The sequence below is a fragment of the Aeromicrobium sp. P5_D10 genome (assembly GCF_054049535.1).
The window spans coordinates 417,749-430,418 of sequence record NZ_JBFUME010000003.1; the positions used below are offsets into that span (position 1 = coordinate 417,749).

General features: G+C 63.5%; 13 protein-coding genes. 3 read left to right on the plus strand and 10 right to left on the minus strand.

The window, feature by feature from the left end; translation table 11 throughout:
- Positions 1-25: 25 nt before the first annotated feature.
- Genes ACXJKC_RS07030 through ACXJKC_RS07075 form a run of 10 tightly spaced genes read right to left on the minus strand, consistent with a single transcriptional unit; the run spans position 26 to position 10,582 of the window.
- Positions 26-529, minus strand: a complete 504-nt coding sequence (locus ACXJKC_RS07030) for a hypothetical protein (protein ID WP_456695974.1) — start codon at positions 527-529, stop codon at positions 26-28.
- Entirely contained in the window at positions 526-1,095 is a 570-nt protein-coding gene (locus ACXJKC_RS07035) for a hypothetical protein (RefSeq protein ID WP_456695975.1), read from the minus strand. The genes ACXJKC_RS07030 and ACXJKC_RS07035 overlap by 4 nt, the downstream gene beginning before the upstream one ends.
- Positions 1,092-2,294, minus strand: coding sequence for an MlaD family protein (locus tag ACXJKC_RS07040; RefSeq protein ID WP_456695976.1), 1,203 nt, complete (start codon positions 2,292-2,294; stop codon positions 1,092-1,094). Before ACXJKC_RS07040 ends, ACXJKC_RS07035 begins: the two co-directional genes overlap by 4 nt.
- The gene (locus tag ACXJKC_RS07045) at positions 2,294-3,589 is read right to left on the minus strand and encodes an MCE family protein (protein ID WP_456695977.1); all 1,296 of its coding nucleotides are present in this window, start codon (positions 3,587-3,589) and stop codon (positions 2,294-2,296) included. Before ACXJKC_RS07045 ends, ACXJKC_RS07040 begins: the two co-directional genes overlap by 1 nt.
- On the minus strand, positions 3,586-4,617 hold the full coding sequence (locus ACXJKC_RS07050; RefSeq protein ID WP_456695978.1) for an MCE family protein: 1,032 nt from the start codon (positions 4,615-4,617) through the stop codon (positions 3,586-3,588). The genes ACXJKC_RS07045 and ACXJKC_RS07050 overlap by 4 nt, the downstream gene beginning before the upstream one ends.
- Entirely contained in the window at positions 4,614-5,639 is a 1,026-nt protein-coding gene (locus ACXJKC_RS07055; RefSeq protein ID WP_456695979.1) for an MCE family protein, read from the minus strand. The genes ACXJKC_RS07050 and ACXJKC_RS07055 overlap by 4 nt, the downstream gene beginning before the upstream one ends.
- Positions 5,639-6,646: an MCE family protein gene (locus ACXJKC_RS07060; protein WP_456695980.1), complete on the minus strand. Its 1,008-nt coding sequence runs from the start codon at positions 6,644-6,646 to the stop codon at positions 5,639-5,641. The genes ACXJKC_RS07055 and ACXJKC_RS07060 overlap by 1 nt, the downstream gene beginning before the upstream one ends.
- Positions 6,643-7,968 carry an MCE family protein gene (locus ACXJKC_RS07065; protein WP_456695981.1) on the minus strand — a complete coding sequence of 442 codons (1,326 nt, stop codon included), beginning with the start codon at positions 7,966-7,968 and terminating at the stop codon, positions 6,643-6,645. The genes ACXJKC_RS07060 and ACXJKC_RS07065 overlap by 4 nt, the downstream gene beginning before the upstream one ends.
- On the minus strand, positions 7,965-8,804 hold the full coding sequence (locus ACXJKC_RS07070) for an MlaE family ABC transporter permease (protein ID WP_456695982.1): 840 nt from the start codon (positions 8,802-8,804) through the stop codon (positions 7,965-7,967). Before ACXJKC_RS07070 ends, ACXJKC_RS07065 begins: the two co-directional genes overlap by 4 nt.
- Positions 8,805-8,806: 2 nt before the next feature.
- Positions 8,807-10,582 carry an ABC transporter permease gene (locus tag ACXJKC_RS07075; RefSeq protein ID WP_456695983.1) on the minus strand — a complete coding sequence of 592 codons (1,776 nt, stop codon included), beginning with the start codon at positions 10,580-10,582 and terminating at the stop codon, positions 8,807-8,809.
- A 330-nt stretch (positions 10,583-10,912) separates the two neighbouring features.
- Between ACXJKC_RS07075 and ACXJKC_RS07080 the strand changes: the two genes are divergently transcribed.
- The 3 genes from ACXJKC_RS07080 (at position 10,913) to ACXJKC_RS07090 (ending at position 12,625) form a co-directional block, all read left to right on the plus strand.
- Positions 10,913-12,034, plus strand: coding sequence for a helix-turn-helix domain-containing protein (locus ACXJKC_RS07080; protein ID WP_456695984.1), 1,122 nt, complete (start codon positions 10,913-10,915; stop codon positions 12,032-12,034).
- 67 nt (positions 12,035-12,101) lie between these two features.
- Positions 12,102-12,314 carry a helix-turn-helix domain-containing protein gene (locus ACXJKC_RS07085; protein WP_456695985.1) on the plus strand — a complete coding sequence of 71 codons (213 nt, stop codon included), beginning with the start codon at positions 12,102-12,104 and terminating at the stop codon, positions 12,312-12,314.
- Positions 12,315-12,412: 98 nt separating this feature from the next.
- Positions 12,413-12,625: a helix-turn-helix domain-containing protein gene (locus ACXJKC_RS07090; protein WP_456695986.1), complete on the plus strand. Its 213-nt coding sequence runs from the start codon at positions 12,413-12,415 to the stop codon at positions 12,623-12,625.
- The last annotated feature ends 45 nt before the right edge of the window (positions 12,626-12,670 follow it).

A 12,670-nucleotide genomic window follows, 5' to 3' on the forward strand; every position in this document is an offset into this window, starting at 1 on the left:
ACATGTTGTCCAGAAACGCAGTGTTTTAGAGCGGTGTCAGCCCAGAGATTTTCCAGGTCTTGCCGACCTTCTTGGCCTTGACCGACAGCTGAGCGGCCGAGTAGCTCGCCTCGCCGTCCTCGGCACGCTGGCTCGACTGATCGAGGAAGACCAGCAGGCTGGCTTCCTTGTCGGTCAGATTCTTGACCCCGACCGACTGGATGACCGCAGTCAAGACCAACTTCTGCCCCGGAGCACGTTTTTCCAGTGAGGTCAGCAGTGTCTTGTACTCCTTGCCGGCATTGCCCGTGAGCATCTCGCGTGCTGCCGTTTCGGCCAGCGCCGGATTGGCGTAGTCGTAGCTCAGCACGCTGGTGAGAGCCCGCGAAACCTCCGACTGCACCCGCGAGGTCGCCGCGGCATCGGTCAGAGCGAGGTTCTTGGCCGCCGAGGTGGACGTCAGATCGTGAGCCATCCACCAGCCGAACAGTCCGACCGCGACCAGAAGTCCGGCCAGGGCGACTCGCCACGTATTGCGCACCATCGTCATGAAAGGTTCACCGCTACCTGCTGCAAGTTCTCCAACTTCCATTTCCCTTTGACCTTGACCAGGTCAGCGCTGAATCGATTGCGTTTCACCGTCGGCTCTGAACCCTTTTTGGCGTCGTCGGTCACGGTGATCTCGACCGCGGCGATGACGGTGGCCGTGGTGTCTTCCAAGCTGACCACAGCCGAATCGATGACCTTGCCGACCGAGATCTTCTTCTGGTCCGCCAGCAGCGCACGGTTCTCTTTGTCGACTGCTGCGAGTTGATCGTGCAGCGTGCCGGTCGTGACTGCCGCCCAGCCCTTGAGCCCCTCGTCGACCTTGCGATAGTCGAGGGAGTTGAGCGTCGAGATGTGCTGGGTAGCCGTGATCAGCACGGTGTCGCGTGTCTTGGCCATGGCAATCGCGTCGTCACCTGCGGCACTGCGCCAGGCGAAGAGTCCCGAGACCGCCACGACGAGCGCCAGCCCGAGCAGAGCCCACGGCAGCCATGCGCGACGCGGCGGGGATTCGGGCTCGGTGATCGTCAACTCGTCTGGCATCGTGACCTCGATCTGATCGGTACTCATTCGGCGCCACCCATGAGGTCCCCAAGGGTGGTCGGGACGGTGATCTTCGCCGCCGCCGGAGCCCCGCTACGCGATGCCCGACCAGACGACGACTTCGACGCTGATTTTGGCACGCTGTTGGGACCACGGACATTGACCCCACTCGACGGCTTCAATGTGCAGCCTGCCGCACGGTTGAACGGCTTTCCGTCGGCGGTCTGCAGACCCGGCCGTACCGTGGTCCCGCCATATCCACTCGTGCATGGGAGTGGATCGAAGTATGTCTGGGCGAGCCCGAGATTCACCCCCTTGGAGGTGTTGATCGCCCAGCCAATGCTGAGTGCCTCGGGAATGCGGATCAACGCATCCTCGACACCGGCAGCATTCGTGCCGAAGACCTGAGCCGTCGACACAAGATTGCTCATCAGCACACCCAGTGGGGTGCCGACTTCGTCAAACAGACGACCCAACGACCGTGCTGCGGCCGGTGAGTTCGTGATCAGGGTCCGCAGATCCGCATCGGAGTCCGCCAACGTCGCGGCCAGCAGACTCAGATCGCTGCTGAAACTCTTGATGCTCTGCGCCGACTCCTGCTGGGTGCTGAGCACCGTCGAGGAGTTCTTGATCAAACCTTGGGTGATCAAGAAGTTCTTGTCAGCGGTCTCAGCGAACTCCTTGGACGTATCCAACAGCCGGACCAGATCGTCATGTGAGCCACGGAACCACTCGTAGCTCTCGTCGATGACCGTGCGGAGTGATTCCTCTGGCACCGACTTGGCGAAATCGCGTCCCGTACGCAGGACCGCGTCGATCGGCGGCGGGAGCGAGTCGGTCGTGCCGACCAGATGATCGCCGTCGGCGAGCAGTTTGGTGCTGGCCGAGGTGCCGCGCAGATCGATGTACTGTTCGCCGATCGCCGATCGGTTCGCGACTCGTACTGTCACGTCGGCCGGGATATCGGGCGCACCGGATTCGATGTGCAGGCGCGCGGTCATCCCGTCCTTGGTCGGGGTCAGCTCTTTGATACGGCCGACCGGCACCCCGCGGTAGGTGACTTCGCCATTGGCGAATGTTCCACCGGCCTCAGGCAGCGAGACGGTGACCATGTATCCGCCGCCGAACACGTTGACGCCGACGTACTTCACGCCGAGATACAAGGTGGCAAGCGCTCCGATGATGGCGAACGCAATGAGTTTGGTCTTGATGCTTCGGGTCAACATCAGTTGTCACCGTCCTTGTTCTCACGGCTCGCGTCCGACGTGGGCGAGTCGCTCGCCGACGGAGTTGTGGGATCCGGGCTGGGAGTGGGCGTCGTCTCGGTGGGATCGGGCGTGGACGGCGTCTCCGAGGCACTCGGTGACGGGGTGGGCACCGTGATGGTCGGTTCGGTCGCTCCGGGCATCGGCGAACTGGTCGGCGGCAGCAACGTCGGTGGCGCCGGCTTGCCCGACTTGGGCTTGTACGACGCGCCTGTTCCAGCAGCGGAACCGCCCACCTGGGGCCATGCGCAGCCGATGGCCGCGCAGTTCCCCGGCACGGTCCGGAAGTTCGTGTCGATGAAGACGTTGAGATAGTCGCCCTTGATGGTGCCGAGCACCGAGTCGGGGAACGGGTACGTCAACAAGATCTCCAGGGAGTTCGGCAGATCGGATCCGGCTTTAGCCAGCTGTTGCAGGATCGGCTCCAGCGACTCGAAGTCGGCGATGATGTCTTCCTGGGCCTTGTCGAGTGTGTCGACCGTGACGTCTGACAGTTTGTCGAGCGCCGTCAGCATCGAGACGAACTGCTTGCGCTGCTCGACCATGACCTTCATGCCGGGGCTGAGGCCGTCGAGCACCTTGGCGATCTTGGCCTTGTCGTTGTCGAGTGTCTTCGACAGTTCGTTCAGGCCGTCGAGTGCAGACGTGATCGCGACCTTACGGTCGTCGAGGCCGGACACGAAGGTATCCATCTCATTCAGGAAGCCCTTGATCTGCTCAGGACGCCCGTCGGAGATCTTCTGCAGTTCTCGCGATATCTCCTGGAACTGTCCGATGCCACCACCGTTGAGAACCAATGAGAGTGCTCCGAGCACCTGCTCGACCTGCGCGGCCTGGCCGGTCTCGGCGAGCCCCAGCTTGGCCCCAGTCTTGACCGGGGCGCCGGCAACGGGGGTGGTCGGCCGGACGAGGGCAACATATTTCTCACCCAAGAGAGAGGTCTGCTGCAACCGCGCCGTGGTGCCGGCCGGAAGTTTGACGTCCCCGTTGATCTTGAGCTTGACCCGGGCGCTGTGGCCGTCGGAGTTGAGCTTGATCCGGTCGACTCTGCCGACAGCGACATTGTCGACCTTGACGCTGGATTGGGGTACCAGGTCGAGGACGTCTTCGAAGTCGGCCTCGATCGACATCGGATTCGAGCCGATGTCGGCTCCACCGGGCAGCGGGGTGTCGTAGACCCCTCCGCTGAGCATCCCGCAACCACTCAGTGTCAGTGCCGCCGCACCTGACACGACTGCGATCTTCAGGCCCCTCATTCGTTGCCTCCCACTCCGGGCAACAGCACCGGGGGCGCCTTCTTGGACGTCTGGGCACTCAGCCCGTCATTGGCCCAGATGCTGACCTCGTTGAGGTTGCCGCGACCGTCGAGCGTATTGGTCTTGGGGTTGTAGGCCTTGAGGTAGTTCTGCAGCACCAACGGGATCGTGCGTACCGCCTCCTCCAGCGAGTCCTTCTGCTTGACCAGTACCTGGGTCGGACCAAGCAGGTTCTCGACGCTGGTCTTGAGGTTGCCGCGGTTGTCGTCGATGAAATCGTCGACGATCGACAAGGCGTCACCCAAGTTGGCGACGGCCTCCGCCAGGTCCTGGCGGTCCTCGGCGAGGTAGTCGGTCACCGCCGCGAACTGCCGATTGACGTTGGCGACCCCGCGGTCGTTGGTCACGAGCATGTCGTTGAACTCCTTGAAGTTCGCCAAAGTGGCGAAGAAGTCGTCGCCGGTGTCGGACAACGTTCCGGTCGCCTTGCCGAATTCGGCAATCATCTTGTTGATATCCGCGCCTTGGCCGTCCAGGTTCTTGGCGGCGACCTCGAGCAGATCCGACAACGCACCGTTCTTATTGGCGCCATTGGGGCCGAGCTTCTCGCTCGCATCGATCAGGCTGGAGTACAGGTCATCGATCTCGACCGGGACAGCCGTGCGCTCGGTAGCGAGTACCGCGCCGGCCTTGAGCTTCTCACCGCCGACATAGGGCTCGGTGAGCTGGACGAACCGGTCACTGACCATCGTCGGCGCCACGATCACCGCATTGGTGTCGGCCGCGATGTTCTCGCCCTTGTTGAGCCGCATCGACACCGTGACGCTGTCGCCCGTGGGCTCGACTGCCGTGACGGTGCCCACGCGAACGCCCAGCACCTGGACCTCTGAGCCGGGGTACAGGCCGATCGTGGCCTCGAACTTGGCCTTGAACTCAGTGCCGCCACCGGAGGCCGCCCGGTAGCCGACAAAGCCGGCGACCAGGACTGCTGCGACCAGTGCATATCGGATCATCGTGCGGCGACTCATCGTCCGCCTCCCTTGGAAGGATCACAGTTGCGTTCGACGTCGTTCTCCAACACCGGATTCTGATTGGCATCGAAGAAGCCGCATATATAGGAGTCGACCCACCGGCCGTTGCCGGTCGCCGAGGCGAGGACCCGGTAGTACGGACCGAGCTTCTTCAGCGAAGCATCGAGGTTGTCCTGGTTGCGGCTGAGGATCGCCGAGACCTTGTCGAGCTTGGCGAGGGCCGGCCTGAGCTGATCCTCGTTGTCCTTGACGATTCCGGTGAGCGCGAGGCTGAGCTGCGATGTGCCGGTCAACATCTTGTGCACCGCATCACGGCGCTGCTCGAGCTCGCCGAGCAGCGAACTGCCGTCGTTGATGATCTTGGCGAACTCGGCATTGCGGTCCTTGAGGGTTCCGCTGACCTTAGTCGTCGACTCCAACAGCGACGCCAATTCTTCATCGCGGCTCGAGATCGTCCGCGACAGGTCAGTGAGCCCTGAGACCAGGGTTCGAACCGATTCGGGGGTGTCCTTGAACGCCTCGCTGAGCACCTCGAAGCTCTGCTCCATCTTGTCGGTGTCGATCTCCTCAACCGTTGTCGCGAGATCCGAGAAGGCGGCGTTGACGTCGTAGGGCGTCGTGGTGTTGGCCAACGGGATGGCACCATCGAGGTCTTTTCGGCCCATCGGATCGATCGACAGGTACTTCTGACCGAGCATCGTCTTGACCTTGACCGCGGCGGTCGTCTGATCGCCCAGATCGACGTCCTTGACCCGGAACTTGACCAGGACGACCCGGCCGTCGAGCGAAAGCCCCGTGACCTCGCCGACCTTGACTCCGGCGATGCGGACCTCATTGCCCTTCTTCAGCCCACCGGCTTCGGCGAACTTGGCGCTGTGGATCTTGCCTCCGCCGATGATCGGCATCGAGTCGGCCCTGAACGTCACGAAGAAGATCAGTGCCAACGCCACCAGGCCGATGATCGCGACGGCGACCAGATTGCGCTCGGCGAACGCTACGGGGTACTTCTTGCGGGCCATCATCGGCACCTTCCTGCGACGGGCTTGACACCTAGGTCGCCCATATAGCCCTCGGGCAACGGGATCCGTCCCTTGATCGAGCAGACGTAGAAGTTGAGCCACGATCCGTAACTGCCGAGACGGCCGATGCGATCGAGCTTGAGCGGCAGCTTCTTGAAGAATCTGTCGAGCACGGGTTCGGCGTCGGCCAGGTTGGTCGACAACTCGTCGAGAGCCGTGATGGATCCCTTGAGCGGCGATCTGGTCTTCTCGAACAGCGTGCCGACACTTGTCGTGAGGTCGCCCAGGCCCTCCAAGCTGCTGCCGATGGCCTCGCGGTCTTCGGCCAATCCGCTGACGAGCTGCTGCATCGTGATCAGGGTCGTGTCGAGCTGGCTCGACCGATCGTTGACGACAGTCAGCACCGAGTCGAGGTTGGTGATGAGTTCACCGATGACCTGATCCTTCTCGGCAAGCGTCGAGGTCAGGCTCGCGGCACTCGACACGAGCCCTTCGACGGTCGCGCCCTCACCCTGGAAGACCGAGATGATCTGCTCGCTGAGCTTGTTGACGTCTTCGGGGTTGAGGAATTTGAACAACGGCTGGAAGCCGTTGAACAGCATCGTCAGATCGAGCGCGGGCTTGGTCTGATCGAGGCCGAATGTGTAACCGGCCGTCAGTTTGGTTCCGGGGGTGGTCGGCGGAGTCAGAGAGATATAGCGCTGGCCCACCAGGTTGCGAAACCGCAATTCCGCAGTGGTTCCGGACGTCAGCGGGGCCGACTCGACGGCGGTGAACGTGACCTTCGCGATCCGCTTGTCGGCGACTTCGACCTTCTTGACCGTGCCGATCTTGACTCCAGCGATCCGGACGTCATCACCCTTGTTGAGGCTCGTCGCGTCGGAGAACAACGCGTGATAGTCGCGGGACGTGCCTTTCGTGGAGTTGGTGATCGTCGTGGCCAAAGCGGCCGTCGCGAAAAGTGTCACGAGCGTGAAGATGACGCTCTTGATGAGGACATTGGTCATGAAAGCGTCACCTTCGTGTTGCGCAGGGTCGGCCCGACCAGCAGGCTGCCCCAGGCCGGGAATTCGGCCGGCGCCATGGCCTGTGTCGGCGCCAACAGCTCAGCGATGAGCTGGTTCTCCGCCGGCGAGTTGGCATCTCCGAGACCCGTGGCCGCGAGGCTGCTGATCGAAGCGGTCGGCGGCGGCACGATAGCGGCCGGCTCGTCACTGCCCGCCTTGGCATCGGCAGGCTTGGAACTGACCTGCTTGGACAAGGCCGGCTTGGTCCCGGTCCGCCCTGTGACATAGGGGCAACGGGGCTTGCCGTTGTCGGCGTACTTGGGTGCGTCCTTGCCCGGAAGGTACTTGCCGCGGCCTGCCACGACATTGAGTCGGACGTGGATGCCCGGTTCGGTCGTGCCCTTGCCCAGTGTCTTGTCCATCTCGGGGATGAATTGGCGTGCAGCCTTCAGCAGGCACGGGAACTGGCTGGCATACGGCGCGGTGGCCTCCAGCGCGGCGCGGCTCTCCTCCGACAGGATCTCGATCGTATTCTGGTTGTCAGAGACCCAGCCGGTCGTCGTGTCGGCTGCCGAGATGACACTCGCGTAGACGTCGGCGAGCTTGGTGCGCTCCTGCAGGACGGTGTTGGTCGTGACGGTGAACGACTCGAGCGCCGACAACAGGTCTGGCACGGCTTCGTTGTAGGTCGTGGCGACCGACGCAAGCTTCTCCAGGTCGTCGGTCATGGTCGGGACCAGCGGGTTGAGCTTCTTGAGATACGTGTTCCAGGTTTCGAGCGAGTCGCCGATCTCTCCGCCGCGACCGCGCAAGGTGGTCGCCATCTCGCCGAGCATCGACGACAGCTTCTCGGGCTGGATCGACTGCAACAGCGGGAGCAGCTCGTCGAAGACCTCTTCGAGTTCGACGGCCTGATCCGAGCTGTCCTGCGCGATGGTGTCTCCGGCGCGCAGATTGCCGGTGCCCGCGGACTGCTCGGGGACGATCAGCGAGACGTAACGCTCACCGAACAAGGTCTTGGGCAGCAGCCGCGCGGTCGTGTCCTTCGGCAGCATCTTGGACGCCGAGGGTTCCAGCGCGAGCTTGAGCGTCGCGCCGTCGGGCGAGGTGTCGACCTTCTTGACCGTGCCCACCGGCACACCGTTGAGTTTGACGTCGGAGCCGGTCTGCAAGGCATTGCCGATCGTGCCGGTGGTCAGCTTGATATCGGTGGTCGACACGAAGCTCTTGTTGTAGAACGCCATCGCGACCAGGAGGAACAGGCCGATCAGGAGGATGTAGACAACGCCGAGGATGGCGTTGCCGAGTCGGGGTGGTCTCATCCAGCGATCCTCACGGTTGTGGTGGTGCCCCACAGCGCCATCGACAGCACGAGGTCGAGCACTGCGACGATCACGATGCTGCGCCGGACCGCGGTGCCGACCGCGAGGCCGACTCCGGCCGGTCCGCCCTTGGCCTTAAAGCCCGCACGGCAGTGGATCAAGATGATCAGGACCGAGAAGATCAGCACCTTGAGGAACGACAGCAAGATGTCGATCGGGGGCAAGAACAGGTTGAAGTAGTGGTCGTACGTTCCAGCCGACTGGCCGTAGAAGTACACCGTGACCATGCGAGCGCCGACATATGACGTCAGGAGTCCGATGACGTACAGCGGGATGATCGCGATGAATCCGGCGATGACCCGGGTCGTGACGAGGTACGGCACGCTCGGCACCGCCATGACGTCGAGCGCGTCGACCTCTTCATTGATGCGCATCGCGCCGAGCTGGGCCGTGAAGCCCGAGCCGACCGTGGCTGAGAGCGCGAGCGCCGCGACGAGCGGGGCGATCTCGCGGGTGTTGAAGTAGGCCGAGATGAAGCCGTTGAGGGTCGACGTACCGATCTGGTCGAGGGCCGCATAGCCCTGCATGCCGACGACGGTGCCGACGAACAACGTCATACCGAGCATGACGCCGATCGTGCCGCCGATGACCGCCAGGCCGCCGGCGCCAAAGCTCACCTCTGACAACAGCCGGGCGATATCGCGCGGATAGCGCCGCAGCGTGGCCGGGATCCACATCAGGACCCGGCTGTGGAACCGGATGTCGGCGCCCATCTCGGCCAGGTTGTCGACCGGCTTGTCGTACCAGCGCGGATCAGGCACGTTGATTCCAGTCATGATCAGGCTCCCTTGCCGGGCACCAGCTGGAGGTACAGCGTGGTGATGACGAAATTGACGAAGAACAGCAGCAAGAAGGTGATGACGACCGACTGGTTGACCGAGTCGCCGACGCCCTTCGGGCCGGGCGCGGTGTTGAGACCGCGGTAGCAGGCGATGACACCGGCGAGGAAGCCGAAGATGACGGCTTTGATCTCGCCGACCCACAGGTCGGAGATCTGCGCCAGTGCGGTGAAGCTCGCAAGATAGGCGCCCGGGGTGCCGCCTTGCACGACGACGTTGAAGAAGTAGCCGCCGAGGACGCCGACGACCGAGACAAGGCCGTTGAGCAGGATCGCCGCTCCCACACACGCGAGCACACGAGGCACGACGAGCCGTTGGATCGGGGAGACGCCCATGACCTTCATGGCGTCGATCTCGTCACGGATCCGCCGGGCACCCAGCTCGGCACAGATCGCGGCACCGCCGGCACCCGCGATCACGAGGGTCGTCACAATGGGCGCCGCCTGTTGGATCACCGCCAGGACGCTGGCCGCACCCGTGAACGACTGCGCGCCGACCTGGACGGTCAGGGTGCCGAGCTGTAGCGCGATGACGGCGCCGAACGGGATCGCGACCAAGATCGCGGGAACCCACGAGACGCTGACCACGAACCAGAACTGTTCTAGGGCCTCGCGAGCCGCGAACGGCCGCTTGAACATCATCCGGAACGTGTCGAGGGCAAGCGCGAACAGATCGCCGGTCGAACTGAGTGCGCGGGTCAGCGGACCGCGCTTGGGAAGGCCTTTTACTCGCTCACGTTCATCGTCGTCGGCGACGTACAGCGGCGCCGCGCCGGAAGCCACTCGGTCGCGGTGACGCTCGCCGCTGGCGCGCGGTGCACCCGAACGGGGCAGCAGCTGCCGGGGCAGGACCTCGATCGAGCGGGCGCCGGCATGGCGTGACATCACCATGGTGTCGCCGCCCGGGTACGCCGGCGAGTTGTCGTGATCGATGGGCTCTTGGCGACGGTGGTCGGTCTCCTCGCTCATGCCGATCGGTCCGTCGGGATCACCGCTCATGAACTGCGAGACGACCGGGTGATCGGTCAGCAAGAACTCTTCACGCGGGCCGAACATCACGAGTTCGCGGCGATACAGCATGCCGAGGTTGTCCGGCAGGGTCCGGGCCAGCTCGATGTTGTGCGTGACGACGAGCATCGTGGCGTCGGTCGCGGTGTTGACGTCCATCAACAGTTGCGCGAGGTTCGAGGTACGGACGGGGTCGAGGCCCGAGTCGGGCTCATCGATCAGGATGATCTCGGGATCGGTCACCAAGGAGCGGGCCAAGCCGGCGCGCTTCTTCATACCGCCGGAGATCTCGCCGGGGACCTTGTGCTCCTGGCCGACCAGGCCGACCATGTCGAGCTTCTCCATGACGATCTGGCGAATCTCGGTCTCGCTCTTCTTGGTGTGCTCACGCAAGGGGAAGGCGACGTTGTCGTAAACGTTCATCGAGCCGAACAGTGCGCCGTCCTGGAACAGCACACCGAACTTCTTGCGCATCTCGAGGCGCTGCGACTCCTTGGCCCGCACCATGTCTTCGCCATCGATCAGGATCGATCCGGCTTCAGGCTGCACGATGCCCATCACGGACTTGAGGAACACCGACTTTCCGGTGCCCGAAGGGCCGAGCAGCGCGGTGATCTCACCCTGGGGGAAGGTCAGAGATACATCCGCCCAGATGTTCTGGCGTCCATAGCTCTTGGTGAGTCCTTCGACCTCGACGGTGCCGCCCATGGGTCCTCCGATACGTGGCCCGGCGCCTGTGCGCTCGGGTGCTGGTTTATCTGGATTGAGACAGCGCCGACCCGCTCTCTGCGGTGGTGAACGCCTCGCCGAGAACCTAGGTGTGTCTCCCATCACGGCGCTACCGATGAGCATCAGTAACGGGCTTCGTAATCAAAACGTAATCTTTACTTGTCAGCAGGGTCACAAGATTTGGCCGGTCGGCCGATGCCCCGGCCAGAGCCCCTTGCTCACGGACCGGCTTCGTGGGTAGAACAGTCCCGTTGCCCCTGCTCCTTGCGCCCTGCCCGCATGGAACAGGGGCGACGAAAAAGGGGAACCATGAAGTCCGACACGCATCGTCCGCGCCAACGCCGGCCGCCGCATTACCCATCGCCCGACGAGTTGTCGGCGCGCCGGCTCGACCTACTCCGCGAGCGCATCACCGACTCGATCCTGCAGGCAACCGGCGGAGGAGACGACGATCTGCTCGGCGAGATCGTGCGCACCGCGGTCCGTACGTTCGTGGACTCGCATGCCGACGTCGAGCGCGCTGCCAGGTCAGTCGCGGACCTCATGGAACAGATCGGCGCACGGCAGGCACGTCGCGGTTTCGACGCCGCCGACCTGGCCGCGTCATTTCGGACCGCGCTCGTGGCGACCCAGAAAGGACTCCCTCTGGTCGTCGGCGATCTGGTCACCCGCGACACCATGGTGCAGCTGCGCGAGGACCTCGTGGCCTATCTGACCGACCTCCAGATCCACGCCCACGCCGGGTTCGTGCGGGCGCGCAGACACCGCACCGCACCGCTGGAACAGCGTTTTGTCCCGCTCGACGGACTGGACGGGCTCGATCCACAGGTCTCGCTGCGGGCCGTCGTGTCGCTCACGACAGAGATTCCCCAGGCGTTGCGCGATCACCCCCGCACCGTCACCAGCCCCTCGCCCTACGAGCTGTTGATCCCCGACTCGTGGGACATCGACGAGGTGACGAGCGAGTTCATCGGCCAAACCGTCGTGGGTCCGGCGGCGACGGCACCACAGGCTGCCGATGCACTGACGCTCGCCCGTCAGGCCGCCGGGCTGTTACGCGACGGGACGATCATCGATGCCCGCGACGTCATCGACTGCACCGATCTGCTCGGCACCCTGGTCGTCCACGCCAACCCGCTGCTTGCCGATCTCATGATCGGCAAGCACCTCACAGCGCTACATGCGATGTCGCCGCCCCGACGGCTCGCCCTGGGAGAACTCCTGCTCGCGACCCTGGAGAGCGGTCAGACCTTGGCCGCCGACGCCCGCGATCTCGGCATCTCTCGACAGACCGCCCACAGCCGGATGAAGGCTCTTCGAAGTGCATTCGGCACGGCGTTGGACGATCCGCAGCAACGCTTGGAGCTCACCGTCGCCCTCCGGGCCGCGCTGCCTCGCTGGCGACTGGACCTGACGTCGCCGCAGCACTAGCACGCGGACTAGAATGCTACTTATCGGTCTGTAGATCCATGAGTAGCAGGAGACCAGAGTTAACTGCGTGACCAATGAACTCCAAAAGGCCCTCGGCCGGAATCTACGCAAGCGTCGCGAAGAGCTCGGCCTGAGCCAGGAGAAGTTCGCAGATCAGCTTGGCTACCACCGCACCTATGCAGGCGCCTTGGAGCGTGGAGAACGCAATGTCAGCCTGAAGTCGCTGGAGCATCTCGCGACCCTGCTCGACGTCGATCCGCTCGACTTGCTCCGGGACTAGATGCTGGAGCAAGCGGTCGCCAGAGGCCTCCTGCTTGACATCGAGTGCTACTTATAAGTATGTAGACCTATCAGTAGCGGGTCCCTCATCTTGGCAGGATGAAGTACACACTCCAGATCACGTTCGGTCAGAATCTACACCGGATCCGAACCGACCGAGGCTTGAGCCGCGAAGCGCTGGGAGTACTCCTGAGGTGCACCGACAAGTACGTCGGCAGACTCGAAAGAGGCGAAGAGAACGTCACATTGCGCAAGCTCGAGGAGCTTGCCGGCGACCTCAACGTGGAACCGCTGGATCTGTTACGCGAATAGCTCAGAAAGCCGCAAACTGCGTCAAGAGTGCCCGAGAACTGTCAC

What these genes read in the sequence shown, in the direction of transcription:
- ACXJKC_RS07030 (WP_456695974.1), bottom strand. Translation starts at nt 529, where the DNA reads ATGACGATGGTGCGCAATACGTGGCGAGTCGCCCTGGCCGGACTTCTG.
- ACXJKC_RS07035 (WP_456695975.1), bottom strand. Translation starts at nt 1,095, where the DNA reads ATGAGTACCGATCAGATCGAGGTCACGATGCCAGACGAGTTGACGATC.
- ACXJKC_RS07040 (WP_456695976.1), bottom strand. Translation starts at nt 2,294, where the DNA reads ATGTTGACCCGAAGCATCAAGACCAAACTCATTGCGTTCGCCATCATC.
- ACXJKC_RS07045 (WP_456695977.1), bottom strand. Translation starts at nt 3,589, where the DNA reads ATGAGGGGCCTGAAGATCGCAGTCGTGTCAGGTGCGGCGGCACTGACA.
- ACXJKC_RS07050 (WP_456695978.1), bottom strand. Translation starts at nt 4,617, where the DNA reads ATGAGTCGCCGCACGATGATCCGATATGCACTGGTCGCAGCAGTCCTG.
- ACXJKC_RS07055 (WP_456695979.1), bottom strand. Translation starts at nt 5,639, where the DNA reads ATGGCCCGCAAGAAGTACCCCGTAGCGTTCGCCGAGCGCAATCTGGTC.
- ACXJKC_RS07060 (WP_456695980.1), bottom strand. Translation starts at nt 6,646, where the DNA reads ATGACCAATGTCCTCATCAAGAGCGTCATCTTCACGCTCGTGACACTT.
- ACXJKC_RS07065 (WP_456695981.1), bottom strand. Translation starts at nt 7,968, where the DNA reads ATGAGACCACCCCGACTCGGCAACGCCATCCTCGGCGTTGTCTACATC.
- ACXJKC_RS07070 (WP_456695982.1), bottom strand. Translation starts at nt 8,804, where the DNA reads ATGACTGGAATCAACGTGCCTGATCCGCGCTGGTACGACAAGCCGGTC.
- ACXJKC_RS07075 (WP_456695983.1), bottom strand. Translation starts at nt 10,582, where the DNA reads ATGGGCGGCACCGTCGAGGTCGAAGGACTCACCAAGAGCTATGGACGC.
- ACXJKC_RS07080 (WP_456695984.1), top strand. Translation starts at nt 10,913, where the DNA reads ATGAAGTCCGACACGCATCGTCCGCGCCAACGCCGGCCGCCGCATTAC.
- ACXJKC_RS07090 (WP_456695986.1), top strand. Translation starts at nt 12,413, where the DNA reads ATGAAGTACACACTCCAGATCACGTTCGGTCAGAATCTACACCGGATC.